The 24,882-nt window shown below is 72.8% G+C and carries 23 protein-coding genes; 11 read left to right on the forward strand and 12 right to left on the reverse strand.

The window, feature by feature from the left end:
* The first annotated feature begins 19 nt into the window (after nt 1–19).
* Both serC and sepH read left to right on the forward strand, forming a co-directional pair.
* Nucleotides 20–1,153, forward strand: a complete 1,134-nt coding sequence (gene serC, locus TOK_RS29180; RefSeq protein ID WP_098961193.1) for a phosphoserine transaminase — start codon at nt 20–22, stop codon at nt 1,151–1,153.
* 337 nt (nt 1,154–1,490) lie between these two features.
* Nucleotides 1,491–2,861, forward strand: a complete 1,371-nt coding sequence (sepH, locus tag TOK_RS29185; protein WP_098961194.1) for a septation protein SepH — start codon at nt 1,491–1,493, stop codon at nt 2,859–2,861.
* A gap of 15 nt (nt 2,862–2,876) precedes the next feature.
* On the opposite strand, the gene TOK_RS29190 is transcribed toward sepH, so the two are convergent.
* On the reverse strand, nt 2,877–3,443 hold the full coding sequence (locus TOK_RS29190; protein ID WP_098961195.1) for a DUF2537 domain-containing protein: 567 nt from the start codon (nt 3,441–3,443) through the stop codon (nt 2,877–2,879).
* Nucleotides 3,444–3,755: 312 nt separating this feature from the next.
* On the reverse strand, nt 3,756–4,562 hold the full coding sequence (locus tag TOK_RS29195) for an RNA methyltransferase (RefSeq protein WP_098961196.1): 807 nt from the start codon (nt 4,560–4,562) through the stop codon (nt 3,756–3,758).
* 161 nt (nt 4,563–4,723) lie between these two features.
* Here TOK_RS29195 and TOK_RS29200 point away from each other — a divergent pair, with 161 nt between their 5' ends.
* The 3 genes from TOK_RS29200 to TOK_RS29210 all read left to right on the forward strand — a co-directional run bounded on the left by TOK_RS29200 (nt 4,724) and on the right by TOK_RS29210 (nt 8,711).
* Nucleotides 4,724–6,232 carry a hypothetical protein gene (locus tag TOK_RS29200; protein WP_098961197.1) on the forward strand — a complete coding sequence of 503 codons (1,509 nt, stop codon included), beginning with the start codon at nt 4,724–4,726 and terminating at the stop codon, nt 6,230–6,232.
* A gap of 809 nt (nt 6,233–7,041) precedes the next feature.
* The gene (locus TOK_RS32135) at nt 7,042–7,533 is read left to right on the forward strand and encodes a hypothetical protein (RefSeq protein WP_141566605.1); all 492 of its coding nucleotides are present in this window, start codon (nt 7,042–7,044) and stop codon (nt 7,531–7,533) included.
* A complete protein-coding gene (locus TOK_RS29210) occupies nt 7,530–8,711 on the forward strand; it encodes a hypothetical protein (protein ID WP_098961199.1) in 1,182 nt (393 codons plus the stop codon). The genes TOK_RS32135 and TOK_RS29210 overlap by 4 nt, the downstream gene beginning before the upstream one ends.
* 295 nt (nt 8,712–9,006) lie before the next feature.
* Here the strand turns inward: TOK_RS29210 and TOK_RS29215 are convergent, their stop codons facing one another.
* Both TOK_RS29215 and TOK_RS29220 read right to left on the reverse strand, forming a co-directional pair.
* A complete protein-coding gene (locus TOK_RS29215) occupies nt 9,007–10,317 on the reverse strand; it encodes an MFS transporter (RefSeq protein WP_098961200.1) in 1,311 nt (436 codons plus the stop codon).
* A gap of 55 nt (nt 10,318–10,372) precedes the next feature.
* On the reverse strand, nt 10,373–11,803 hold the full coding sequence (locus tag TOK_RS29220; protein ID WP_098961269.1) for an NCS2 family permease: 1,431 nt from the start codon (nt 11,801–11,803) through the stop codon (nt 10,373–10,375).
* Between the two features lie 189 nt (nt 11,804–11,992).
* On the opposite strand from TOK_RS29220, the gene TOK_RS29225 reads away from it, so the two are divergent.
* From TOK_RS29225 to TOK_RS29235, 3 genes are read left to right on the forward strand one after another with little or no spacing between them, the layout of a single operon-like run.
* Complete coding sequence (locus TOK_RS29225; RefSeq protein WP_098961201.1) at nt 11,993–12,244, forward strand: DUF2530 domain-containing protein; 252 nt, start codon at nt 11,993–11,995, stop codon at nt 12,242–12,244.
* Between the two features lie 20 nt (nt 12,245–12,264).
* Nucleotides 12,265–13,011: an SDR family NAD(P)-dependent oxidoreductase gene (locus TOK_RS29230; RefSeq protein WP_098961202.1), complete on the forward strand. Its 747-nt coding sequence runs from the start codon at nt 12,265–12,267 to the stop codon at nt 13,009–13,011.
* 1 nt (nt 13,012) lies between these two features.
* Nucleotides 13,013–14,026, forward strand: coding sequence for an NADPH:quinone reductase (locus TOK_RS29235; RefSeq protein ID WP_098961203.1), 1,014 nt, complete (start codon nt 13,013–13,015; stop codon nt 14,024–14,026).
* On the opposite strand, the gene TOK_RS29240 is transcribed toward TOK_RS29235, so the two are convergent.
* On the reverse strand, nt 14,023–15,210 hold the full coding sequence (locus TOK_RS29240; protein WP_098961204.1) for an Ig-like domain-containing protein: 1,188 nt from the start codon (nt 15,208–15,210) through the stop codon (nt 14,023–14,025). The two genes, TOK_RS29235 and TOK_RS29240, sit on opposite strands and share 4 nt — an antisense overlap.
* A gap of 137 nt (nt 15,211–15,347) precedes the next feature.
* The gene (locus TOK_RS29245) at nt 15,348–16,367 is read right to left on the reverse strand and encodes a UDP-N-acetylmuramate dehydrogenase (RefSeq protein ID WP_253258728.1); all 1,020 of its coding nucleotides are present in this window, start codon (nt 16,365–16,367) and stop codon (nt 15,348–15,350) included.
* Between the two features lie 63 nt (nt 16,368–16,430).
* Between TOK_RS29245 and TOK_RS29250 the strand changes: the two genes are divergently transcribed.
* The gene (locus tag TOK_RS29250) at nt 16,431–16,934 is read left to right on the forward strand and encodes a DUF2505 domain-containing protein (RefSeq protein WP_098961206.1); all 504 of its coding nucleotides are present in this window, start codon (nt 16,431–16,433) and stop codon (nt 16,932–16,934) included.
* Here TOK_RS29250 and TOK_RS29255 read toward each other — a convergent pair.
* Nucleotides 16,903–18,225 (reverse strand): MFS transporter, encoded by a 1,323-nt coding sequence (locus TOK_RS29255; protein ID WP_253258713.1) that lies wholly within the window; start codon nt 18,223–18,225, stop codon nt 16,903–16,905. The genes TOK_RS29250 and TOK_RS29255 overlap by 32 nt on opposite strands.
* A gap of 105 nt (nt 18,226–18,330) precedes the next feature.
* Here TOK_RS29255 and purU point away from each other — a divergent pair, with 105 nt between their 5' ends.
* Nucleotides 18,331–19,197: a formyltetrahydrofolate deformylase gene (gene purU / locus TOK_RS29260; protein WP_098961207.1), complete on the forward strand. Its 867-nt coding sequence runs from the start codon at nt 18,331–18,333 to the stop codon at nt 19,195–19,197.
* Between the two features lie 132 nt (nt 19,198–19,329).
* Here purU and lon read toward each other — a convergent pair whose 3' ends face one another.
* From lon to TOK_RS29285, 5 genes are all read right to left on the reverse strand, one after another.
* Complete coding sequence (lon, locus tag TOK_RS29265; RefSeq protein WP_098961208.1) at nt 19,330–21,660, reverse strand: endopeptidase La; 2,331 nt, start codon at nt 21,658–21,660, stop codon at nt 19,330–19,332.
* A gap of 89 nt (nt 21,661–21,749) precedes the next feature.
* Entirely contained in the window at nt 21,750–22,307 is a 558-nt protein-coding gene (locus tag TOK_RS29270) for a YbaK/EbsC family protein (protein ID WP_098961209.1), read from the reverse strand.
* Nucleotides 22,304–22,657 carry a DUF2516 family protein gene (locus tag TOK_RS29275; protein ID WP_098961210.1) on the reverse strand — a complete coding sequence of 118 codons (354 nt, stop codon included), beginning with the start codon at nt 22,655–22,657 and terminating at the stop codon, nt 22,304–22,306. Before TOK_RS29275 ends, TOK_RS29270 begins: the two co-directional genes overlap by 4 nt.
* Before the next feature lie 115 nt (nt 22,658–22,772).
* Complete coding sequence (locus TOK_RS33070) at nt 22,773–23,687, reverse strand: hypothetical protein (protein ID WP_172457847.1); 915 nt, start codon at nt 23,685–23,687, stop codon at nt 22,773–22,775.
* Nucleotides 23,688–23,692: 5 nt separating this feature from the next.
* Entirely contained in the window at nt 23,693–24,157 is a 465-nt protein-coding gene (locus TOK_RS29285) for a helix-turn-helix domain-containing protein (protein ID WP_098961211.1), read from the reverse strand.
* Nucleotides 24,158–24,316: 159 nt separating this feature from the next.
* Between TOK_RS29285 and crcB the strand changes: the two genes are divergently transcribed.
* Complete coding sequence (gene crcB, locus TOK_RS29290) at nt 24,317–24,799, forward strand: fluoride efflux transporter CrcB (RefSeq protein WP_098961212.1); 483 nt, start codon at nt 24,317–24,319, stop codon at nt 24,797–24,799.
* Nucleotides 24,800–24,882: the final 83 nt, after the last annotated feature.

Below are 24,882 nucleotides of genomic sequence, written 5' to 3' on the forward strand. Positions count from 1 at the left end.
CTTGCCAAACTTGGGAACCGTGACGTCCTCGACCAGCAACGACCTGCAGATTCCCGCCGACCTGAAGCCCAAGGACGGGCGCTTCGGATGCGGACCCTCCAAGGTCCGGCCGGAGCAGCTGGCCGTCCTCGCCGACTCCGGCTCGGTCATGGGAACCTCCCACCGGCAGAAGCCCGTCAAGTCCCTCGTCGGCCGGGTGCGCGCCGGACTCTCCGAGCTGTTCTCCCTTCCCGACGGCTACGAGGTCGTCCTGGGCAACGGTGGCTCGACGGCGTTCTGGGACGCCGCCGCGTTCGGCCTCGTCCGCCGGCGCTCGCTGCACCTCGCCTACGGCGAGTTCTCGGCCAAGTTCGCCGACACCACGACCGGCGCCCCCTTCCTCGAGGACCCGATCGTCGTCCCGTCGAAGCCCGGCACCGCGCCCGCGCCGCGCACCGACGAGTCCGTCGACGTCATCGCCTGGGCCCACAACGAGACCTCCACCGGCGTGGCCGTCCCCGTCGTGCGCCCCGAGGGCACCACCGACGGACAGCTCGTCGTCATCGACGGCACGTCCGGCGCGGGCGGCCTGCCGCTGGACCCGACCCAGGTCGACACCTACTACTTCGCACCCCAGAAGGGCTTCGCCGCCGACGGTGGCCTGTGGATCGCACTGATGAGCCCGGCCGCGCAGGACCGCGTCGCCGAGCTCGCCGCGGGCGACCGCTGGATCCCGCCGTTCCTGTCGCTGGCCACGGCCGTCGACAACTCGGTGAAGGACCAGACCTACAACACCCCCGCCGTGGCGACACTGATCCTGCTCGCCGAGCAGATCGACTGGCTCAACGGCCTCGGCGGGCTCGACGCCGCCGTCGCCCGCACCGCCGACTCCTCGGGCCGGCTCTACGAGTGGGCCGAGAAGTCCACCTTCGCGACGCCGTTCGTCGCGGACCCGGCGCACCGCTCGCAGGTCGTCGGCACGATCGACTTCGACGACGCCGTCGACGCCGCCGCCGTGGCCAAGACCCTGCGTGCCAACGGGATCGTCGACACCGAGCCGTACCGCAAGCTGGGTCGCAACCAGCTGCGGATCGGCATGTTCCCGGCCGTCGACCCCGACGACGTCTCGGCACTGACCGCCTGCATCGACCACGTCGTCGAGCGCCTCGGCTGAGCCTGTCCGAACCCGACCCGATGCCGGGCGGCCCGTACAGGGTCGCCCGGCATCGTCGTGTCCGGTGCCGGCGTGTCCCTGTGGGAGCCGAATTCGCCGAACGGTCGTCTCGACCTTTCGTCACCCAGAGTAGTCACATCAGCAACATGAGTCCCAGCTTTACCAAACGGTCACGGCATGACACGCTGATCACGAACCCCGCAGGGAGAACGGCGCATCGTGGCAGGAACCGGTGTCGACCTGGGAGATTTCAGGCCCGGCGCGCCTCCACGGCCGGTTGCGATTCGGCAACTACCGTCACCCGGACGGGGAGAACGGAGAACGGGGGAGGCCGCCGATGCGGGCGTTGCGGGTCGTCGGGATCACCGAGGACGGCGGGGTCGTCCTCGAAGACCCCGGTCGCTCCGAACGGTTCACAGTGGCCGCCGACGAGCAGTTGCGCGCTGCCGCCCGGGGCGACCTGACCCGGCTCGGCCAGATCGCGATCGAGTTGGAGAGCCAGTTGCGACCACGTGAGATCCAGGCCCGAATCCGCGCCGGAGCGTCCGTGGAGCAGGTCGCCGCCGCGGCCGGAGTTCCGCTGCAGAAGATCGAACGCTTCGCCTACCCGGTCCTCCTGGAGCGATCCCGGACTGCGGAGATGGCCCAGGGCGCGCACCCGCTGCGCGCCGACGGGCCCGACGTGCGCACCCTCGGCGAGACCGTCGCGCACACCTTCGGCCTGCGCGGGCAGGAGTACCTCGAAGCCGAGTGGGACTCCTGGCGCGGTGAGGACGGCCGCTGGGTCGTCGCCCTGAACTGGCACGCCGGCCGTTCCGACAACCGGGCCCACTGGACATTCCAGCCCGGCGCCCACGGCGGCACCGTGACCGCGCTCGACGAGCACGCCAGCGACCTCGTCGAGGGCCTGCCCGCGCGCCCGCTGCGGACCGTCGGCCCCGTCATCGAGCTCAACGGCCGTCCCGACGAGGCGCCCGACCACGCCGAACCCGCCGTGGTCCGTGCCGCTGTCGGTGCCCCGTTGCGGGAACGGTCGATGCCTGCCGCGCCCGAGCCCCGGCACGACTCCCGGCCCACCCGGCCCGCGACACCCGAGCCGCGCCGCTCGGCCGAGACCGCACCTGTGCGGCACCCCGAGCCCGCGCGCCCGGTCGCCGACAGCCCCACTCCGACGGCTGCTCCCGAGCGGCCGGCTGCCGAGACCCCCGCCGACCGGCCCGCTGCCGAGCGCAGCGCGGCCCGGACGCCTGCCGACCTTCCCGCCGAACGTCCCGGCACATCCGCTGCTGCTGCACCGCGGGTCGAGCGGGAGAGCGCACCGGCGGCCGAGACCGTCGAGACCGTCCAGGTCGACGACGTCGAGGGTGCCGCCGACGGGACCGCCGACGTCGAGGAGTCCGCGGACGCGACTGCCCCTGATGTCGTCGAGGTCGAGGAGGAGCCGGCCGTCTCCGAGTCCGCCTCCGGCAGCGACTCCCCCTCCACGGACGAGGCCCCTGCCAAGGACGCCGGCTCTTCCAAGGACGCCGGCTCTTCCAAGGACGATGACGCGTCCGAGGACGACGCCCCCGCCAAGGACGACAGCGCCGCCGACGGTGAGACCGCACGTCCCGCCGCCCGGTCTGCGTCCTCGCGCCGGACGAAGAAGGGCAAGCCGGTCATGCCGTCGTGGGACGAGGTGCTTCTCGGGGTCCGCGGCCAACGCTGACCCCGGGCCGCTCCCTCAGCGCCCCAACAGGCTCGCGAGCAGGCACACCCAGGCGATGACGACGCCTGCCGCGACGCCGAGGGCGACCCAGCGCCACAGCGGTACCCTCCGCAGCAGCCACAGCGACGGGGCCAGCCCCGCGCCGATGAGCACGTTGGCGGGCAGCCAGAGCAGCCCGAACGCGGAGTCGACGGCGGTCGAGAGCACCACCACGACCGCAGCGGCGAGCACACCGAAGAACAACGCGATCGGCAGTCCGGTCGCCCACGGCACCGGCTCGAGTGGTGGTGCGGCCCCGGGCGCGGCCGGGCGTCGCGCCGCGAGCCGGCCACTGACGATCTCCACACGGCCGGTGACGGGATCGTGGAAGTCGACAGGGCGGCCCAGCGCCTCGGCACACCGCCCCGCGAGCTGACGGCCCCGCCGGCTGACGAGGTCCTGTTCGTCGGGCCCGCGAGCGACGTCGGGCCGGGACGCGACCTCGCCCCATTCCCGCAGGGCGACGACGAGGTCGGCAGGGAGCTCCGGGTCGTCGGGGCGGCGCCCGCCGATCTCGACCTCTCCCCCCTCGGCCAGACGCACCGGATCAGCCTATGCGGCATCGACTCCGACGCGGCGCACCGTCAGCCGGTCGGCGGCGTGTGCGGGTCGCGTCCGGATCCGGGTCCGCGGTCCGGCGCGATCGGCATCTGTGGACGCGGCTGCGTCCGGCGAGTGGATCCCGGTCCCGAGCCACCGACCCGACCCACCATCGCGGCCAGCACCTGACGCTTCTCCGACATCCCCGCCCGTTCCGGGCCGGAATCGTCAACCCGCGCGCGAGACCGTCGATCGGGATCGCCCACCGACACGCGGCCGCCCGCCAGGACCGGCCCCGACGGCGGCGTGCCGTGCTCAGGGAGCCGCGACCGCGTGGAAGGCGATCGCCGCGGCCGTCGCGACGTTGAGCGAGTCGACCCCGGACGCCATCGGGATGCTCACGCGGACGTCGGCCGCGGCGAGGGCGTCGTCGGTCAGGCCGGGACCTTCCGCGCCGAGCAGCAGCGCGACCCGCTCCCCCACCAGCCCGGCCGCGCCGATGGGCACGGCGTCGGGGGCCGGGGTCAGCGCAGCGACGCGGAACCCGTTGGCCCGCAGGATGTCCAGCGATGCCGGCCAGTCGCCGGTGAGCGGACCGAACGGCACCCGCAGGACGTGCCCCATCGACACCCGCACACTCCGCCGGTACAGCGGGTCCGAGCAGTGGGGGCCGAGGAGCACGGCGTCGACACCGAGTGCGGCGGCGTTGCGGAACAGCGCGCCGAGGTTCTCGTGGTCGTTCACGCCCTCCAGTACTGCGACGACGCGTGCGTCCCGCACCAGCGCGACCGGGTCGGGCTCGGGCGCGCGGTCGGCCACGGCGAGCACCCCGCGGTTGAGGTGGAAGCCGACGGCGGTGGCCATCGTGTCGGCGTCGGCCTCGTAGGCGGGGACATCGAGACCGGAGAGGTCGTCGGCGAGCTCGGCGATGCGCCGCGGGACGCCGAGCAGCGACCGCAGCGGGTAAGGCGAGTCGAGCAGCCGCCGCACCACGACGACACCCTCTGCGATCACGAGGCCGCGGCCGCCGGGCCGGTCGGGGCGGCGGTCGGAGTGCGTGAGGTCGCGGTAGTCGTCGATACGCGGGTCGGTGGGGTCGTCGACCCTCGTGATGGTGGCCACGGCGTGCCATCGTCGCAGGTCGCCATCGAACGCTCTCGCTCCGTCATCCGGTCAGCCGGTACCGCTGTCCACGACCGTGTGACACGGTGGATGACCGCTCGTGACGACGATCGGCGCTGGTGGGGCGCTGCTCGGGTCCGAGGATCGGAGGCAGTGACCGCATGGGCCAGGGCGTCGACCGGACTACGTTCAGTCGACGGGACCGGCAGCGATACCGGGTGAAAGTCCATCGCTGTCTCGACGCGCTCGCGACGATGCTGCGCGAACACCCGTTCGCACACGACGAACCGATGACCGGCATCGAGGTCGAGCTCAACCTGGTCGACGCCGACCTGCGCCCCGCGCTCACCGGCGGCGACGTCCTCGACGCCATCGGCTCCGCCGAGTTCCAGACCGAGCTGGGCCGCTGGAACCTCGAGCTCAACCTGCCGCCCCGTCCGCTGCCGGGCGACGAATGGCGCCACCTCGAACACCACCTCCTCGACGAGCTCGCCGTTGCCCGCGCCAAGGCCCGCGACTGTGCGTCGCAACTCGTGATGATCGGCATCCTGCCGACGCTGCGCCGCGAGGACCTGGTCGCCGAGGCCATCTCGCAGGACGAGCGCTACACGGTGCTCAACGAGCAGATGCTGACCGCGCGGGGCGAGCCGATCCGCGTCGACATCACCGGTGACGACGCCTCCGGCCGCCACGACGTCGCAGCCGACCGGTTGGTCGCCGACTTCGACACGATCATCCCCGAGGCCGCCTGCACGTCGATGCAGCTGCACCTGCAGGTGTCGCCGGACTCGTTCGCCTCGTACTGGAACGCGGCGCAGTGCCTGGCCGGGGTGCAGCTGGCCGTCGGCGCCAACTCCCCGTTCCTGCTCGGCTCGCGGCTGTGGGCGGAGACGCGGATCCCGCTGTTCGAACAGTCCTGCGACGTCCGCAGCCCCGAGCTGCACAACCAGGGCGTACGTCCGCGGGTGTGGTTCGGCGAGCGGTGGATCACCTCGATCCTCGACCTGTTCTCCGAGAACGCCCGCTACTTCCCCGGACTCATGCCGCTCACGCACGACAGCGACCCGCTGGCCGACCTCGAAGCCGGCCGCGTGCCTGGGCTCGACGAGCTGCGGCTGCACAACGGCACCATCTGGCGCTGGAACCGCCCGGTCTACGACGTCTCCGACGGCACCCCGCACGTACGCGTCGAGAACCGGGTGCTGCCCGCCGGGCCCACGGCCGTCGACATGGTGGCCAACGCCCTGTTCTTCTACGGGCTGCTGCGGGTGCTGGTGGAGGCCGAACGGCCGCTGTGGAGCTCGATGTCGTTCGAGGCGGCCGAGGAGAACTTCATGACGGCCGCCCGGCACGGCCTCGACGGTCCGCTGTACTGGCCCGGGTCGGGCTGGATGCGTCCCGACGAGCTCGTCCTGCGCAAGCTGCTCCCGCAGGCACAGGAGGGCCTGGCCCGGTGGGGCGTCAGCGGGGAGGTCGTCGACCGGTATCTGTCGGTCATCGAGCGACGCTGCGTCACGCGCCGGACGGGTGCCGTGTGGCAGCTCGACGCCGTCGCTGCCCTCGAGGCCCGCGGCGCCGACCGCGACGCCGCCCTGCACGGCATGCTGGCGCGCTACCTGGAGCAGTCGATCGCCAACGAGCCCGTCCACTCGTGGTCGCTGCCGTCCTGAGCCGGGGTTAGCGGGCGCGAACGGATCGCCCGAAGCGGCCCGCGAGGACGAGCGGGGTACGTAGCGTCCCGCGCCATGCGTCGCACGATCGTGCCCGGTTCTCCCGGCGAGGCCTGAGCGTGGGCAGGTTCCGGCTGTTCGCGCGCCCGGACGAACAGCCCCGGTGGACCCCGGGCCGGGTCGGGCCACCGGGCCCGGCCGACAGCCCCAGGGACGACGACGTCCGGGCCGCCGAGGTCCGGGCCGCCGAGGTCCGGGCTCACGACGCCCCGGGCAACGGGCCCCGGAGCGGCCGCCGCGTGGGCGACAGCTCCCGAGCCGGGGGCTCGCGGGTCGACGGCCCCCGGGGCGTCCGACCGTCCCGACGACCCGACCCCGCAGCGCGACCCGACACGGGGGCCGGCCCGCGTCCGGGCGATTCCACCGCGGTGGCCGCCTACCCAGCCGTCCACCCGGCCGTTCCCCCCGCGGCCCGGTACGGCGCGGTTCGCGGGCCCTCCCCGAGCGGGAGCCGTGCCCTCGACCCCTCCGGTCCCGCGACCGATCCGCTCGGTCTCCCCGTCGTCAGCCGGATGCCGACGCCACCCGGCAAAAGCGGTCCGGCCCCACGTCCGGACCGCCGATCGGCTGCCGGTTCCCGGGAGTCGCCGGCCGGGTCCCTCCGCCGGCCCGCGAGCATCCCCGTCCTCCCGGCACAGAGCTCCGGCCCCGAGGTCGTCCCGTACACGAGCGGCCTGCTGGGTCCTGACGATCACGGCGGCACCGGCCCTCCGACGACGATCCGCGGCCGGTCCGTCGATATCGCGGAGGTGCGATGCCTGGCAGCCGCGTTCGCCGCCGACTACCTCTCCTGGGACGAGGACGACCCGACCCGCCGCGGTGACGTCCTCGCCGAGCACCTGCCCGAGCGCCTGCGCGACCTCACCCGCGGCGGGCCCGGACCCGGCTGGACGGGCGAGGGCCGGCAACGGGCCGAGATCAGCCTGGCCGGAACGGTCGGCACCGACGACGACGGGCGCCTTCTCGTCGACGTCCGGGTCCGTGTCACGCCGTACGTCCGGGCCTGCCGGCCACTCCCCGCCGCCGACGCCACGCCCCCGGCGCCCGCGCTTGGCCCACCGTCGTCGGCGCCGCCACCCGACGGCGCCGGTTGGGCGGGACGGGCGGCGTCGTGGGTGCGGGTCAGCGTCCCGGTGACCCACGACGGCGACCGTCTCGTCGCCGAACCCGACGAAGAGCTGCTCGCACCGGCTGCTCCCGCGGCGCAGCCCGACCCGACCGCGCCCAGGAGACCGTCGTGAGCACCATCGACCTCGTCGGCCTGATCCACCGTGCCGTGTCGGCGGGGATCACCGGCGTGATGCTGTCCGTCGGGCACGTCCTGCCGGCGGGTCCCGCCGACCCGCCCCCGCGCGCCGAGGATTCCCGCTCCACCCTGCCCTGGGACGCGGCCCCGTGGGACGGCATGCCCTGGGACGGCATGCCCTGGACCGGGATGCCGCCGGACACCCCCATGGACCCGGTTCCTCTCGACCCGGTTCCTCGCGAGCCGGTTCCTCGCGAGCCGGGGCCCCTCGACCCGGCACCTGTCCATCCGGCACCGGCCGATCCGCCGCGCACGGACCCGGCGCCGGTCGATCCCGGTATCCCTCCGGCCGGCCTCCCGCCCGGTCTCCCGCCGACCGACCACCCGCCCGCCGCCAGGCCGCCGGCCGCCGAACCGCCGGTAGCCCGGCCGACCGTCGTCACACCGACCGCCGTCCGACCCCGGCCACCCGTCCCTCCACCCGACCGATCTCCCGATCCCGGTCACCGGCCACCACCCCCGACCACCTCCCCGACGGCAGACCGCACGACCGATACGCGCCTGACCGACAGCCGCCGCACCGACGATCCCCGCACGCCCCGCAGCGACACCTCGGGACGTGCCGGTGAGCCGGCCCCGGACGCCCCGATCCGCGCCGCGGAGTTCGACACCGCTCCGCCCGCCCGCGATGTGCGCTCGGCGGGGCGGGTGTCGGTGGCCGACGGTGTCCTCACGCTGTCGTCCCCCTCGGGCGCCGCTGCGCTCTGCTGGACGGGCGCACGGACGTACGGGCGCTGGGAGGTGCGGATGAGGGCCCCGGCGTCGGCGGGCTCCGCGCTGCTCGTCGGCACCGGCCCCGGCGCCGGCCAGGTCCGTTTCGTCGAGCTGGCCGGCTCGCAGGCCCGGTACGTCGTCCGCGGCGACGACGGGACCGCCCGCGGATCGGCACCCGTCGACGGCTCGGCCTGGCACGTGTGGACGGTCGAGTGGACGGCGGAGTCGGCGGTGGGGCTCGTCGACGGGCGGGAGTGGTTCCGCGCCGACGCCCGGGCCTTGCTGCCACGCGGGCCGCTGCACCTGTGCTTGCAGGCGATCCGGCCGGAGGGCGCGAGGCAGGGCGTCGCGACGCTGGAGGTCGACCACGTGCGGGACTTCGCGCCCCGGACCCGGTGAACGGGCCCCGACAACGGGCGCCGGACAGCGGGCGCCGGACAGCGGCGTGGGCCCCGGCCTGATGGCCGGGGCCCACGTTGTCCCGAACTGACGCGCCGCTCCCACCACGAAGCAACGTGTCTTAGGTTAGCCTCACCTACTCCTTTACGCAAGCCCTGATTTCCGCCGGGCCGCAACGACACAGAGCCCGGACACACGGGAACCCCGGCCACTTGGGCCGGGGCTCCCGTGTGTCCCGAACTGACGCGCCGCTCCCACCACGAAGCGACGGGAATGAAGTTAGCCTAGCCTTGCCTTATGCGCAAGCCTCCGCCTGGGAACGCTCGACGCGGGCCCTCCCGCGCAGGGCGAGGACGACGGCGACGATCAGCACGGACACCACGGTGAGCGCGCCACCGAGCAGCAGCGGAGCGCGTCCGCCCCACTGCTCGGCCACGATCCCGAGCAGCGGCGCCCCGAGCGGCGTCGACCCGAGGAACAGCATCATGTAGAGGCCCATGACCCGGCCGCGGACCTCGGGCGCGACGGAGAGTTGGACGAAGGCATTGGCGGCCGTCGTGAAGAGCAGCGCCGAGAGTCCGACCGCGACGAGCACCACGCCGGCGGACGCGAACGTCGGCATCAGGCCCACGACTGCGAGCAGCACGCCGAACGCCACCCCCGTCAGCACGACGAAGCGCACGGGCGGGACGGAGGTACGGCGGGCCGCCACGGTGGCGCCGACGACCGAGCCGACGGCGATGAGCGTCGTCATCAGGCCGTAGGACTCGGCCGTACCGCCGAAGACGTTGCGGGCGAGCACGGGGATCGTCACGGGGAAGTTGATCGCGAAGGCCGAGACGAGGAAGACCATGGCGAGCACGCCGACGAGGTCCGGCCGTGCACGAACGTAGCGCAGCCCCTCGCGGAGCTGGCCGGGCGCGCGGCGGACGCGTTCGGAACGGAAGAGCCGCTCGGGCCGCATGAGCAGCAGGGCGGTGACGACGCCGGCGAAGCTCGCCGCGTTGATCAGGAACACCCAGCCGCTGCCGACGGCGGCGATCAGCACGCCTGCGACGGCGGGGCCGACGATGCGGGCGAGGTTGAACGTCATCGAGTTCAGCGCGACAGCGTTGGTGACCTGGCCGGGGCCGACGAGCTCCGAGACGAACGACTGGCGCATCGGCATGTCGAGTGCGGAGAAGCAGCCGAGGACGGCGCAGAAGATGTAGACCTGCAACAGCGCCGCGAACCCGGTGACGACGGCCAGGCCGAGCACGAGCGCGCACAGTCCCATGCCGATCTGCAGAAGCATCAGCATCCGCCGCTTGTCGACCCGGTCGGCGAGCACGCCACCCCAGAGCGACAGCAGCAACGTGGGCGCGAACTGCAGGGCCGTCGCGATGCCGAGGGCGGCGGGGCTGCCGCCGGAGAGGTCGAGGACCAGCCAGTCCTGCGCGATGCGCTGCATCCACGTGCCGACCAACGAGACGACCTGCCCGCCCGCGTAGAGGCGGTAGTTGGGCACCCGCAGGGACGCGAAGGTCCCGCCGCGGGGCCTGTCACCGGGAGGTGGCGCGGGAGCGGGCGGCGGGGTGAACCCAGGGGTGTCGACGACAGCGCTCATCTGTTGCTTATCGTACAGCAACTAAATCAGGAGCACCTCCGGACGCTCCCCCACCTCAGCGGAACAGCGCCTCGATCGGCCCCACCGCGAAGTACCCGACGAACGCCACCGCGACGACCCACATCAGCGGGTGCACCGTCTTCGCCCGGCCAGAGACGGCGGCGAGGAACACGTAGGAGATGAAGCCTGCGCCGATGCCGTTGGCGATCGAGTAGGTGAACGGCATGACGATGATCGTCAGGAAGGCCGGGAGCGCGATCCGGAAGTCCGTGAAGTCGATGTCGGTGATCTGCCGCATCATCAGCGCGCCGACGATCACCAGGGCGGGCGCCGCCGCCTCGACCGGCACGATCGCGTAGAGCGGCGTCAGGAACATCGCGGCGAGGAACAGCACACCGGTGACGATGTTGGCGAGCCCCGTCCGCGCGCCCTCCGCGATGCCGGAGGCCGACTCGATGAACACCGTGTTCGACGACACCGACGCCGCACCACCGGCCACCGCGCCCGTGCCCTCGACGAACAGCGCGCGCCCGACATTGGGCAGCTTCCCGTCCTTGTCGACGAGCCCGGCCTGCTTGCCGAGGCCCGTCATGGTGCCCATGGCGTCGAAGAAGTTGGCCAGCACCAGCGTGAAGACGAGCAGCGTCGCGGTGATCGCGGGCAGCCGCGTCCAGGCCCCGAAGGACACGTCGCCGACGAGGGACAGGTCGGGCAGCCCGAAGATCGACCCGGGCAGCCCGGGGTAGCCCAGGTTCCAGCCCTTGGGGTTGGTGCCGTTGGACGGGCCCACCGTCGCGATGGCCTCGACGACGATCGCGACGACCGTCGTCAGCACGATGCCCAGCAGGATCCCGGCGCGCACCCGCAGCGCGACCAGGGCGCCGGAGATCAGCAGGCCGAGGACGAAGACGAACGTCGGCCAGGAGGCGATGGAGCCGTTGATGCCCAGCCCGACGGGGACGGTCGTGTTGGCGGCGTCGGGCAGGCGGCGGACGAATCCCGCGTCGACCAGCCCTATGAACGCGATGAACAGCCCGATGCCGACGCCGATCGCCGCCTTGAGTGCGGGCGGCACGGCGTTGAACACGGCCGTCCGGAACCCCGTGAGCACGAGGATGACGATGATGATGCCGTCGACGACGACCAGACCCATCGCCTCGGGCCAGCTGACCTGCGGCGCGATGGTGAACGCGACGAGGGCGTTGATACCGAGGCCGGTGGCCAGCGCGAACGGCATGTTCGCGACGAGGCCCATCAGCAGCGTCAGCACGCCGGCGACGAGCGCGGTGGCGGCCGCGACCTGCGGCACCGACAGCACGTTGCCCAGTACGTCGGCCTTGGCGCCGGGGCCGGTCGGGCTGAAGCTGCCGAGGATCAGCGGGTTGAGCACGACGATGTAGGACATCGTCACGAACGTGACCACGCCGCCGCGGACCTCGCGCCCGACGGTCGACCCGCGCTCGGTCAGCGTGAACCAGCGGTCGATGCCCGACCTCGGCCCGGTGGAGGCGGGAGCGGCGGCGTCGGTGTCGGTCGGTGCGGGTTCGCCGGAGGCAGGGGCGTGGGTGGCCGGCTCGTCATCCGGCGTCGGACGCTGCACGCGGACACGGTAGATCCGGGAACGGCGTCCCGCCCGATCCGTCATGTGCTCGTTCCCATCCGTGATACTGCTGTCATGCGCAACCCGCCGGCGCTGCCGCAGCGACTGTCCGATGTGTCCCTCATCGTCCCGATCGGCACGGTCCTGTGGCTGGCCGGCGCAGTGGTCTTCTACGTCGCGCACCTCACCGCGCACCGGCCGCTCGACATCTGGTTCACGACGTGTGCGGCCGGCGCCGTGCTCGGCGCCATCGGCTACGGCGTCTTCCGGTGGCAGCGCTCGGCGGCGCGACGAGGCTCACGCACCGCGCAGGAGGGCCTGCGCTGATCCGCTCCTAAGGTGACGGCATGAGCCTCCCCAGTGAGCGCCCGACCGCTGTCGTCACCGGAGCGAGCAGCGGCATCGGCGCCGCCACCGCCCGCGGCCTCGCCACCGCGGGGTTCCACGTCGTCCTCGGGGCCCGCCGGGTCGACCGGTGCGCCGCGATCGCCCGCGAGATCGACGGCACCGCCGTGCGTCTCGACGTCACGGACCCCGACTCGGTGTCCGCCTTCGTCGCGGCGGTCCCGGAGTGCCGGCTGCTGGTCAACAATGCGGGCGGGGCGAAGGGCCTGGAGCCCGTCGCCGCCGCCGACGAGGACGCCTGGCGCTGGATGTGGGAGGCCAACGTCCTGGGCACGCTGCGGATGGTGAAGGGCCTGCTGCCGGCACTGGTCGCGTCGGGCGACGGGCACATCGTGACGGTGACGTCGATCGCCGCGCTGGAGGCCTACGACAACGGCGCCGGCTACACCGGGGCCAAGCACGCGCAGGCCATGGTGCACCGCACCCTCCGCGGCGAGCTCCTCGGGCAACCGGTGCGGCTCACCGAGGTCGCGCCGGGGATGGTCGAGACGGAGTTCTCCCTCGTCCGCTTCGACGGCGACGCCGAGAAGGCCGAGAACGTCTACAAGGGGATCACGCCGCTGACCGCCGAGGACGTCGCCGAGACGATCGTCTTCGCCGCCACGCGGCCCTCGCACGTCAACATCGACCAGATCGTCATCAAGCCGCGCGCCCAGGCGTCGGCGATGCGCGCCCACCGGGAGTCCTGAGATGCGAGCAGCCGTCTACGAGCGGACCGGACCGTCGTCGGTCCTCCAGGTGCGGGAGCGCCCACTGCCCGAGCCCGGCCCGGGAGGGATCCGGGTGCGGGTCGCGGTGTCCGGGGTGAACCCGACCGACTGGAAGTCGCGCAGTGGCGCGACCGCGGCCCCGCTCGCGGCACCGAAGGTGCCGAACCAGGACGGCGCCGGGACCGTCGACGCCGTGGGCGCCGGGGTCACGGCCTTCTCCGCGGGCGACCGGGTGTGGCTGTGGGACGTCGCCTGGCAGACCGACGAGGGCACCGCGCAGGAGTTCGTCGTCGTGCCACAGGAGCGGGTGGTGGCCCTGCCCGACGGCGAGTCGTTCGACACCGGGGCGTCGCTGGGCATCCCGGCGCTCACCGCGCACCGGGCCCTGACCGCGCACGAGGACGGCCCGTCGCGGCTGTCCCCCGGCGCGCTCGACGGGACGGTCGTGCTGGTCACCGGTGGTGCGGGTGCGGTGTCACACGCGGCGATCCAGCTCGCCCGCTGGGCCGGCGCGACCGTACTGACGACCGTGTCCGGCGAGGAGAAGGCCGAGCTCGCCCGCCGCGCCGGCGCCCAGCACGTGATCAACTACCGCACCGACGACGTTCCCGCCGCCGTGCGCGAGGTAAGCCCGCGCGGGGTGGACGTGGTCGTCGACGTCGCGGTCGTCGCCAACATCGCGACCGACATCGAGGTGATCGCGCCCGGCGGCACGGTCGCCGTCTACGCGGTCGACACCGACCAGCCGCTGACGATGCCCGTGCGGCCGGCGATGGTCCCGAACATGCGGCTGCAGTTCGTCATGACCTACACGGTGACCGACCGGCAGAAGGCCGACGCCGTCGCCGCTGTGTCGGCCGCGCTCGCCGACGGCGCACTGCGCGTCGGCGCCGAGCACGGGCTACCGCTCACCCGGTTCCCGCTCGCGGAGACCGGCGCCGCCCACGACGCCGTGGAGGCCGGCACGGTCGGCAAGGTCCTGATCGACTGCTAGAGGGCCGACAGCGCCTTCCACTGGTTCCAGTTCAGCGTCCAGTCCCAGATGTCGCCGTCCTTGGCCGACAGCTGGACCGGGGTGCCCGTGACCTCGACGGGGTCGCCGTAGATGGCGGTGTCGTAGTAGGCCTTGGCGTTGTCGATCGACAGGTTCACGCAGCCGTGGGTCACGTTCGACGAGCCCTGCGCCCCCGACGACGCCGGGTTGGCGTGGATGAACTCGCCGTTGTTGCTGATCCGCACGGCCCACTTCTCGACGACGTCGTAGCCGTACTGCTCGCTGACCATCCGCTTGTCGGTGAACTTCTCGCTGACGACGTGCACGCCGGAGCGGGTGTTGCGGTTCGGGTCGGTCCCCAGCCCGTAGGAGGCCGGGTAGCTGGCGATCTGCTGCCCGTCGCGCATCACGACCATCTGGAACGAGTTCACGTCGGCCTTGACGACCTGCGCCCGGCCGATGGTGAACGTCGAGCTCACGTTGCTCGCGCCGTACGCGCCGTTGCCGTAGTCGACACCGAAGAGGTTCGCCTTCACGGTGACCTCGGTGCCGGACTTCCAGTACTCCTTGGGCCGCCAGTGCACCCGGGAGCCGCCGTTCTCGTCGGGCAGCCAGCCCCAGGCGCCCTCGGTGGGCGCCGACGTCGTGATCGACAGCGCCTTCTCCGCGGCGGCTCTGTCGGAGACGTGGCTGTTGAACTGGATCTGGATCGGCGCGGCGATGCCGACGGTGCGACCGTCCCCGATGTTGAGGGTGCCGCGGACCTCCTTGGCCGGCTTCAGCGTCGCGAACCCGCCCGCGAGCGGGACCTGCTTGCCGTCGGTGCCGGTGGCGGTGCCCTTCCAGCGGTAGCTGGTGGCGTAGTCGAGCGGCGCCGTCGTCGTCCACGACTTCTTGTCGGCTGCCAGCTCGCCCTTCACCGCCTTGCCCGCGCCGTCGACGAGGCCGACCTCGTCGAACGTGCCTTCGTCGACCGATGCCTTCGCTGCCGTGGCCGGGTTGGCCCCCGTCGCGTCGGCCGCCGGCGTGTAGCTGACGGCGGCCTTCGGCCCGAGGATCGCGAGCGGTCCCCCACCGCCCCCGTCCGGTCCGCGTCCCGCCGCCGTGGCCGCCGTGACGGCCCCCGCCGTCCCGACCACCACGATGGCCAGGACGAGCAGGATTCTGCGCATTCGCTCCCCCATTGCGACCTTCCTCCCCGTCCAGAAGACGTACGACCGCCGTGGGCGGTTGCGTGCGTCGGGGAACGGCCGGCGATGTCACCCGGCCCGGTGCACGACGTTACGCGGCGGCGCCGACAGTGGGCGCGACCGCCGAGGGCTCAGGGCAAGCGGCAGCCGACGAGCACCGGCTCGGGGTGCAGGACGACGCCGAACCGGTCGGCGACCCCGCCGCGCACCTCCGCTGCCAGCGACAGGAGGTCCTCGGTCGTGCCCGGGCCGCGGTTGGTCAGCGCCAGGACGTGGCGGCCCGACAGCGCGACGCGCCCACCCGGACCGGCGTGTCCGCGGCCGAACCCGGCATGCTGGATGAGCCAGGCGGCCGAGAGCTTCACCCGATCGGACGCCGCCGGCCAGCGGGGCATGCCGTCGGTCGCCGGGCCGTCGGGGACGTCGGCGGCGTCGACGACCGGGTTGGTGAAGAACGAGCCCGCGCTCCACGTGTCGTGGTCGCCGGCGTCGAGCACCATGGCCTTGGAGCGGCGCAGGCCGAGCACGGCGTCGCGGGCGACCGCGGCGGGCACCCGGCCGCCGGGTTCGGCGCCGAGGGCGCGGGCGAGCTCCGGGTAGCGCAGCGGCGCGCTGTCGGCACCGCCCGGCAGCGCGAACCGCACCCGCAGCACGACGGCGTCGTCACGGTTCTTGAGCGTGCTCGTGCGATAGCCCAGGCCCAGGTCGGCGGCCGGGACGCGGGTGCGGACCGCGCGGGTCCGCCGGTCGTAGAGGTCGACGTCGACGAGCAGGTCCGCGACCTCGACCCCGTAGGCGCCGACGTTCTGCACCGGCGTCGCGCCCGTCCGCCCGGGGATGCCCGACAGGCACTCCAGCCCGCCCAGGCCGCGGGCGACGGTCGCCGCGACCACGTCGTCCCAGTCCTCCCCGGCCTCGACCGTGAGCAGGACCGAACCGTCGCCACGCGGGGTGACGTCGAGGCCGGTGCTCGCGATCCGCACGACCGTGCCCCGGAAACCCTCGTCGGCGACGACGACGTTCGAGCCGCCGCCGAGCACCAGCACCGGCTCACCGGCGTCGTCGGCCGTGCGCACCGCGTCGACGACCTCGTCCGCCGACGAGGCCGTCACCACCCGGTCGGCTGGACCGCCGAGACGGAGCGTGGTCATGGTGGCGAGCGGCGGGGCGGCCACGTCGGGAACCGGCACGAGCGCCGAGGGTAGCCTCCGCCCATGGCGCACCAGCTCACCCACCGCACCACCGCGGAGTTCCCCGCCGAGAAGGTCTACGCCGCGATGGTCGACCCCGACTATCTGAAGGCGCGCCTCGAGCGCCTCGGTGGGCCGGGCGCGGCGCTGCTGTCGCACCACGTCGACGGCAACGGCGCCCGCTACGAGCTGCGCCACGGCGTCGACGCGAACGTCGTCCCCCCGATGGTCCGCAGCCTGGTCAGCGGCGACCTCGTGATCGAGCGGACCGAGACGCTCGCGCCCGCCGGCCCCGGCCGCTACACCGGCACGGTCGACGTCCGCATCCCCGGGACACCCGCGTCGGCCGAGGGCGCCATCCGGCTGGCCGACATCGAGGGCGGCAGCGAGCTTGTCGTCGACGCCGCGGTGACGGTCAGGGTGCCGCTCATCGGCGGCAAGATCGAGAGCATGGTCGCCGAACAGATCGAGGGGCTACTCGCGTCGGAGACCGCGTTCACGCTCGAGTGGCTGCGGCAGCGGGCCTGACCCCGGAGCCCGACCTGCCGCGGGTGATCGACTCGCCCAGCCACACCAGGAACCCCAGCGCCGGGAACGCCGCGCCCACCACGACAACACCCGTCCACCCGTGTGCCGCATACATGCCCGCCGACAGCCCCGACCCGGTCGCGCCGCCGACGAAGTAGCTGGTCATGTACGCCGTGTTGAGCCGGCTGCGCGCCTCCGGCGCCAGTGGGAAGACGACGTTCTGGTTCGTGATGTGGCAGGCCTGCAACGCCATGTCGAAGACGACGATGCCGACCGCGAGCACGACCAGCGAGTGCGCGCCCAGATACACCAGCACGAACGACGCGGCCGTCAGCGCCAGCGCAGCCCCTGTCGTGAGGTGGGTGAGACCGCGGTCGGCGAGGCGGCCCGCGAACCGGGCCATCAGCGCGCCCGCCACCCCGAACAGCGCGAAGAGGCCGATCTGGGCGTCGGCCAGGTGGAACGGCGGGCCCGCCAGCAGGAACCCGATGCTCGTCCACAACGCCCCGAACGAGGCGTAGCTCGTCGCCCCGTAGACCATCCGCAGCCGCAGCACCGGCTGGTCGCGGACCAGACCCAGTACCGAGCCCAGCAGCCGCGGATAGCTCATCCGCACCGGCGGCGCGACCACCGGCAACGCCCGCCACAACGCCACCGCGCACACCGCGGTGAGGACGGCCCCGAGCACGAACACCGCGCGCCAGCCCAGCCAGTCGGCCACCAGCCCCGACACGACCCGGGCCACCAGTACCCCGATGAGCAGCCCGCTCATCACGGTGCCGACGGTGCGGCCCTCCTCGCCCGGCCGCGCGAGCTGCGCCGCGAACGGCACCAGCACCTGCGCCGCCACCGACGTCACCCCGACGACCGCGAACGCCGAGGCCAGTACCGCCAGTGAGGGCGCCGTCGCCGCGACGACCAGCCCGGCCACCGTCACCGCCAGCACCGTCATGACGAGACGCCTGCGCTGCAGCAGGTCGCCCAGGGGGACGAGCGTCGCCAGGCCCACCGCGTACGCGACCTGGATGATCGTCAGGGCCGCACCGACCGCACCCGACGACGCCCCGAAGTGCTCGGCGAGCGTCGCCTCCAGCGGCTGGGCGTAGTACAGGTTCGCGACGATCGCGCCGGTCGCGAACGTCATCGCCGCCACCGCGACCGTGCGGCGACGGTCGTCGAGAACAGGTGGACCATCGACCTGGGTTGGTGGTGCGTCGTCACGGGCGGGTGGTGCGTCGTCACGGGCGGGTGGTGCGTCGTCACGGGCGGGTGGTGCGTCGTCGGGACTCACCCGTCGAGCGTGCCCCCGTTCCCGCACGTGCGCAGGGACACCGGGGTGTGAGATCCGGCGCGTGGCACGATCGACGCCGTGGAACCAGCAGCGTCGCGCCGATACGTGATCACCTTCAGCTGCCCCGACCGGACCGGCATCGTGGCCCGCATCTCGGGATTCCTGGCCGACGCCGGTGCCTGGATCGTCGAGGCCGCCTACCATGCCGACGCCGACCAGAACTGGTTCTTCACCCGCCAGGTCGTGCGCGCCGACTCCGTGCCCTACGACGCCGACGAGCTGCGCACCCGTTTTGCCGAGGTCGCCGCCGAGTTCGGCCCCGACGCCACCTGGCGGGTCACCGACACCGGCGAGAAGAAGCGCGCCGTCCTGCTCGTCACCCGCGAGCCGCACTGCCTGCACGACCTCCTCGGCCGGGTCTCCGCCGGCGAGCTGCCCGTGGAGATCACCTCGGTGATCGGCAACCACGACGCGCTGCGCGACGTCGTCGCCGCCCACAAGGTGCCGTTCCACCACGTCCCGTTCCCCGGGATGCGTGACGAGCGACGCGAGAGCCTCAAGCTCGAGGCCTTCGAGGAGGTGCGCAAGCTCGTCGACGAGCAGGAGCCCGACGCGATCGTCCTGGCCCGATTCATGCAGGTGCTGCCCGCGCACCTGTGCGAGCAGTGGCGCGGCCGGGCGATCAACATCCACCACAGCTTCCTGCCGTCGTTCGCCGGCGCCCGGCCCTACCACCAGGCCCACACCCGCGGCGTGAAGCTGATCGGCGCCACGTGCCACTACGTGACCGCCGACCTCGACGCCGGCCCGATCATCGAGCAGGATGTCATCCGCGTCGACCACGGCGACACCGCCTCGGACATGGTCCGCCGGGGCCGCGACATCGAGCGCCTGGTGCTGTCCCGGGGCCTGCGCTGGCACCTGGAGGACCGCGTCCTGGTGCACGGCAACAAGACGGTCGTCCTGCGCTGAGCCCTGCGCCCCTGCCCCCGACACGAACGAACGGCGGTGGTGCCCGTTCCCCGGGGGGTGCCCGCGCCCGGTCGCAGGAACGGCACTCTCCCGCAATCCGGCTGTGGGAGAGTGCCGTTCCTGACGTTCGGGTCACGCGACCGCGGCGTGCTCCGGCGCCGGCTCCAGGGCCAGCTCCAGCACCTCGGCGACATCGGCCACCGGGTGGATCCTCAGCTCTCCGCGCACCGACTCCGGCAGGTCGTCGAGGTCGGGCTCGTTGCGCTTGGGGATGATCACGTCGGTCAGCCCGGCCCGGTGCGCGGCCAGCAGCTTCTGCTTGACCCCACCGATGGGCAGGACCTTGCCCTGCAGCGTGACCTCACCGGTCATGCCCACGCTGGACTTGACCGGACGCCCACTCGCGAGACTCGCGAGCGCCGTGGTCATTGTGACGCCCGCGCTCGGCCCGTCCTTCGGGACCGCGCCTGCCGGCACGTGCACGTGCAGCTTCTTCGACGCCAGGTCGCCGGCCAGCCCCTTCGACCGCAGGTAGCTCAGCGCGATCGAGACGGACTCCTTCATGACGTCGCCCAGCTGGCCGGTGAGGATCAGCCCGGACTCACCCTCCATCGAGGTGGCCTCGATGAACAGGACGTCGCCACCGGCACCGGTGACGGCGAGGCCCGTCGCCACGCCCGGGACGGAGGTGCGCTCCGCCGACTCCGGGGTGAACTTCGGCCGGCCCAGGTACTTGACCAGGGTCTCGGCGTCGACGTGGATCGGCGCCTCCTCACCCGAGTCGAGCCCCACGGCGACCTTGCGCAGGACCTTGGCCAGGCCCCGCTCCAGCTGCCGCACACCGGCCTCGCGGGTGTACTCGGCGGCGATCATGCCGAGCGCCACTTCGGAGAACTCGACGTCCGAGGTCTCCAGACCGGCCTTCTCGATCTGCCGGGGCAGCAGGTGGTCACGCGCGATGGCGACCTTCTCCGCCTCGGTGTAGCCGTCGAGCGTCACGACCTCCATGCGGTCCAGCAGCGGGCCGGGGATGGTGTCGTAGGCATTGGCGGTGGCGAGGAACAGGACGTCGGACAGGTCGAGGTCGACCTCGAGGTAGTGGTCGCGGAACGTGTGGTTCTGCGCCGGGTCGAGCACCTCGAGCAGCGCGGCCGTGGGGTCGCCACGGAAGTCGCTGCCGACCTTGTCGATCTCGTCGAGCAGCACGACCGGGTTCATCGCGCCTGCCTCGCGGATGGCGCGGACGATCCGGCCGGGCAGGGCACCGACATAGGTGCGCCGGTGGCCGCGGATCTCGGCCTCGTCGCGGACGCCGCCGAGGGCGACGCGGACGAACTTGCGGCCGAGCGCGTGCGCGACCGACTCACCGAGCGACGTCTTGCCGACGCCGGGCGGGCCGACGAGGGCCAGCACCGCGCCGGAGCCACGGCCGCCGACCTTCTCCATGCCCTTGCGGTCACGACGCGACCGGACGGCCAGGAACTCGATCAGCCGCTCCTTGACGTCGTCGAGACCGGCGTGGTCGGCGTCGAGCACGGCCCGGGCGGCGACGAGGTCGTCGGAGTCGGTGGTCAGCGTCGTCCACGGGATGTCGAGGACGGTGTCGAGCCAGGTCCGGATCCAGCCGGACTCGGGGCTCTGGTCCGACGCCCGCTCCAGCTTGCCGACCTCGGTCAGCGCGGCCTTGCGGACGTGCTCGGGCAGGTCGGCAGCCTCGACGCGGGCGCGGTAGTCGGCCTCGCCCTCGGGGTCGTCGTCGCCGAGCTCCTTGCGGATGGCGGCGAGCTGCTGGCGCAGCAGGAACTCGCGCTGCTGCTTCTCCATCCCCTCACGGACGTCACCGGCGATCTTCTCGGTGACCTCCTGCTCGGCGAGGTGCTCCTTCGTCCACTCGAGGAGCAGCTCGAGGCGGTGGGTCACGTCGGTCTCGGCGAGCAGCTGCGCCTTGTGCTCGACGTCGAGCCACTGGTTCCAGCCTGCGGTGTCGGCGAGCTCCGACGGGTCGGTGATCTGCTGGACGCCGTCGATGATCTGCCAGGCGCCGCGCTGCTGGAGCATCGAGACGACGAGCGCCTTGTACTCCTTGGCCAGCTCCTGGGTGCGCCCGGTCACGGGGCTGTCCTCGACGAGCGAGGCCTCCACCCACAGGGCGGAGCCGGGGCCGGTCACGCCTGCACCGATGCGTGCCCGCGTCTCACCGCGGACGACGGCGGCGCGTTCGCCGCTCGGGAGCCGCCCGATCTGTTCGAGGACCGCGACCACACCGATCGCGGCGTACTTGCCGTCCAGCCGTGGGACGACCAGGACCTTCTTCTCCGTGCTCTCCGTGGCGTCGTCCGCAGTGGCGGCGACGTCGACGGCGGCCTGAACCTCCGGCGCGTCGAGTCGGATGGGGACCACCATGCCGGGCAGCACCACCGAGTCGGTCAGCGGAAGCACCGGCAGCTTCAGCGTCTGTGTCATGTCCCGACCAACGCTTACACCGTTGAACTCATTCCAGCGTTCAAGTAAGTCTGCTGAGAGCGAACGCGGGAACCTTGAGCGTCAGACGCTCAACCGACGGCACGGGCGAGGTCGGCCAGGACCTCCGCGCCGGGCAGCGACGCGACGAGCGCCCCCGGGATCGCGAGCTTGCTGCCGCGGATGCCGCTGCCGACGACGACCGCCTCGGCTGCCGCCACCTCGGGTGCGACGAGCAGCGGCCAGCCCTCCGGCAGCCCGACGGGCGTGATGCCGCCGTACTCCATGCCGGTCAGCTCGACAGCGTCGTCCATCGGCGCGAACGAGGCCCGGCGCGCGTCGATCCGGCGGCGCACGACACCGTTGACGTCGGCGCGGGTCGTCGCGAGCACGAGACAGGCCGCGTAGCGGGTGTCACCGCCACGCTTCCCGGCGACGACGACGCAGTTGGCCGACGCGTCGAGCGGTGAGCCGTAGGCCTCGCAGAAGGCGGCGGTGTCGGCGAGCGTCGGGTCGATCTCGGCGACGCCGATCCGCGCGGCGTCGGCCGGGTCGAGGGTCGTGAGAACGTGCGCGACCGCGTCGGCCAGCAGGTCCGGACGGTCGAGCGCGGGAACGGCGACGAGCGAGCCCAGAACGGACCAGCTCACCGCTCACCCCGACCGATGCCCGCCACGGCGGGCTTGACGTCGACCAGGTAGACCAACGTCGCGACCACACCGGCGAGCCAGAAGATCGTGAACTGGCTGTAGAGGCCCTGGAAGGCCACGATCACGCCGGGCAGCGACGGGTAACGGATCACCTGGATGACCGGGATCAGCAGCAGGAACAGCGAGGATGCGCCGACGATGCCCAACCAGGCGTTCTTGGAGAGCTTGTCGGCCAGCTCGAACGCGTCCTTGCGCTGCCGGGCGGCGTGGACGAGTGCGTACAGCGAGACCACGGCGACGACGAGGCCGATGATGCACAGCACCACATAGTCGGGGCGGAGGACGCTCACCGCGCAAGACTACGTGCGTCGGGCGAATCGTGACATCCCCGGCCCCGGCGTGGCCCGACGCACCGGCGCCCCCGACGACGAGGCCGTCGGGGGCACCGGGATCACGGTCGAGACGTCAGGCGGACGAGCCCGGACGGGTCGCCGGCTTGGCGGCGGCCGGCTTCGACTCGGTCTTGGGCTCGGTCTTCGACTCGACCTTGACCTCCGCCTCGACCTCGGTCTTGGGAGCCGACTTCGGCGCGGTGGTCGAGGCCGACTTCGGCGTGGTCGACGTCGACTTGGGCGCCGGCGTCGAGGTCGTCCTCGCAGCCGTCTTCGGGGCGACCTTGGGGGTGACCTTCGGGGCCGTCCGCCGCGTCGGGGTCGTCTTCGGAGCGGTCCGGTTGGCGGCGCGCCGGGTGGTGCTCCGCGTCGCGTGAGCTGCCTCGTCGCCGGCCTCGTCGATCACCTCGGCCACGTCCTTGCCCGCCTCGGCGACGGTCTGGGCGACCGAGCCGGCGACGTCCTGCGTGCCGCGGGCGGCCTTCTCGCCGACGGAGCGGGTCTGACGGGTCACCGTCGACAGCGCCTTCTCGGCGGCGTCGTGGGCGTCGTCGACGAGGTCGTCGACCCGGGAGTCGATCTTGTCGCCGTACTCACCCAGCACGCTGAGGGCCTGCTCGACCTGCGGCTGCTTGCGGATGCGCCCCAGGACGACCTCGCCCTGGCCGGTCAGGTCGGTGTAGTAGGCGGTGACCTGCTCGCGCACGGACTCGACGACCTTGCGCACCTCGTCGGCGTTCAGCTTGGCGCGGAGCCCGTCGAGCTCGGACGGGAGGTCCATGACGCGCTGCTGGACGACGTCGGCCCGCTGCTCGGCGCGGGTACGCGCCTCGGCGGCGAACTTCGTCACGCCGGCCACGGCGCGGTCACCCGCACCCAGCACGGCGAGCAGCGGCTTCGCGGCGAGCTCGGCCCGCTCGGCGGCGTTCTTGGCGGTCTGCTCGCGGACCTTTCGGACGTCCGCAGCGGTCGGCAGCGTTACGGCCATGATGATCACTTCCCCTGTTCGTCAGTCGTCACGGTGTCCGCGACGGGGGCGGCGACGTCGGTGACGTCGGCCTCCCGCCGGAACGACTCGTAGATGTCGAGGAGCACCTGTTTCTGGCGCCCGGTGAGCAGCGGGTCGGCGAGCACGGCGTCGATGACGAGGCTCGCGGGACGGTCGTCGAGGATTCCGGCCTTGACGTACAGTGCCTCGGCGGAGATCCGCAGCCCCTTCGCGATCTGCTGCAGGATCTCGGCCGACGGCTTGCGCAACCCGCGCTCCACCTGGCTGAGGTACGGGTTGCTGACGCCGGTGACCCTCGCGAGCTGACGCAATGACACCTGCGCCGACTCGCGCTGCGCGCGGATGTAGGACCCGATGTCGTCGACAGCCTGACCCACGGCCTGTCCGACGTGTTCGACGGCCTTCTCCACCTTCTCGGCGGGCTTGTCGTTCTTGTCGGCCTTCGTCATCGGTGTCTCACCTCCACTCACGTCTTCGACCGTACGCCCGAGTGCTAGCTCCTGCAAGCACACTGCTTGCGCTGGTCACGTGGGTTGAGTCACGCCACGAGGCATGGGGATACAGTCCGCGCGGGGTGCGCCGGACGGGTCGGCGCGAGGGGAGGCACCGTGGGCCGACCGCTGCCGCCGAGCGGGGAGGACCGGGTCTTCGCACCATCGGACCGGATCCTCGCGCCGTTGCGGGGACAGGGCCGGGCGTTCGTCGCCGTCGCCGTCGGCGGGGCGATCGGGGCTCTCGCCCGCTGGGCCGTCGGGCTCGGCCTGCCCACACCCACCGGCACGTTCCCGTGGGCGACGTTCTGGATCAACGTGCTCGGCTGCTTCCTGATCGGCGTCGTCGTCGTGACGGTGACCGAGCTGACCGACGCCCACCCCCTGGTCCGGCCGTTCCTCGCCACCGGCATCCTCGGCGGCTTCACGACGTTCTCGACCTACGCCGTCGACGCCCAGCACCTCGTCGCCACAGGCCGCATCGGCACGGCCTTCGCCTACCTGGCCGCGACGCTCGTCGCCGCGGTGGTCGCCGCCTGGCTCGGGCTCGCCGCGGCCCGGCTCGCCGGGCGCGCCCTGCACCGCGGCGGCACACCGTGAGCACCGGGATCGCGGCGCTGCTGGTCGTCGCCGGGGCCGTCGTCGGTGCGCCGCTGCGCTACCTCACCGACCGGCTCCTCCCG

The organism is Pseudonocardia sp. N23 (assembly GCF_002583555.1).
In the GTDB taxonomy this organism is placed as follows: Bacteria; Actinomycetota; Actinomycetes; order Mycobacteriales; family Pseudonocardiaceae; genus Pseudonocardia.

What these genes read in the sequence shown, in the direction of transcription:
- TOK_RS33070 (WP_172457847.1), bottom strand. Translation starts at nt 23,687, where the DNA reads ATGGCCGTAACGCTGCCGACCGCTGCGGACGTCCGAAAGGTCCGCGAG.
- sepH (WP_098961194.1), top strand. Translation starts at nt 1,491, where the DNA reads ATGCGGGCGTTGCGGGTCGTCGGGATCACCGAGGACGGCGGGGTCGTC.
- TOK_RS29215 (WP_098961200.1), bottom strand. Translation starts at nt 10,317, where the DNA reads ATGAGCGCTGTCGTCGACACCCCTGGGTTCACCCCGCCGCCCGCTCCC.
- TOK_RS29285 (WP_098961211.1), bottom strand. Translation starts at nt 24,157, where the DNA reads ATGACGAAGGCCGACAAGAACGACAAGCCCGCCGAGAAGGTGGAGAAG.
- TOK_RS29225 (WP_098961201.1), top strand. Translation starts at nt 11,993, where the DNA reads ATGCGCAACCCGCCGGCGCTGCCGCAGCGACTGTCCGATGTGTCCCTC.
- TOK_RS29240 (WP_098961204.1), bottom strand. Translation starts at nt 15,210, where the DNA reads ATGGGGGAGCGAATGCGCAGAATCCTGCTCGTCCTGGCCATCGTGGTG.
- TOK_RS29230 (WP_098961202.1), top strand. Translation starts at nt 12,265, where the DNA reads ATGAGCCTCCCCAGTGAGCGCCCGACCGCTGTCGTCACCGGAGCGAGC.
- TOK_RS29250 (WP_098961206.1), top strand. Translation starts at nt 16,431, where the DNA reads ATGGCGCACCAGCTCACCCACCGCACCACCGCGGAGTTCCCCGCCGAG.
- lon (WP_098961208.1), bottom strand. Translation starts at nt 21,660, where the DNA reads ATGACACAGACGCTGAAGCTGCCGGTGCTTCCGCTGACCGACTCGGTG.
- TOK_RS29245 (WP_253258728.1), bottom strand. Translation starts at nt 16,367, where the DNA reads ATGACCACGCTCCGTCTCGGCGGTCCAGCCGACCGGGTGGTGACGGCC.
- TOK_RS29235 (WP_098961203.1), top strand. Translation starts at nt 13,013, where the DNA reads ATGCGAGCAGCCGTCTACGAGCGGACCGGACCGTCGTCGGTCCTCCAG.
- TOK_RS29200 (WP_098961197.1), top strand. Translation starts at nt 4,724, where the DNA reads ATGGGCCAGGGCGTCGACCGGACTACGTTCAGTCGACGGGACCGGCAG.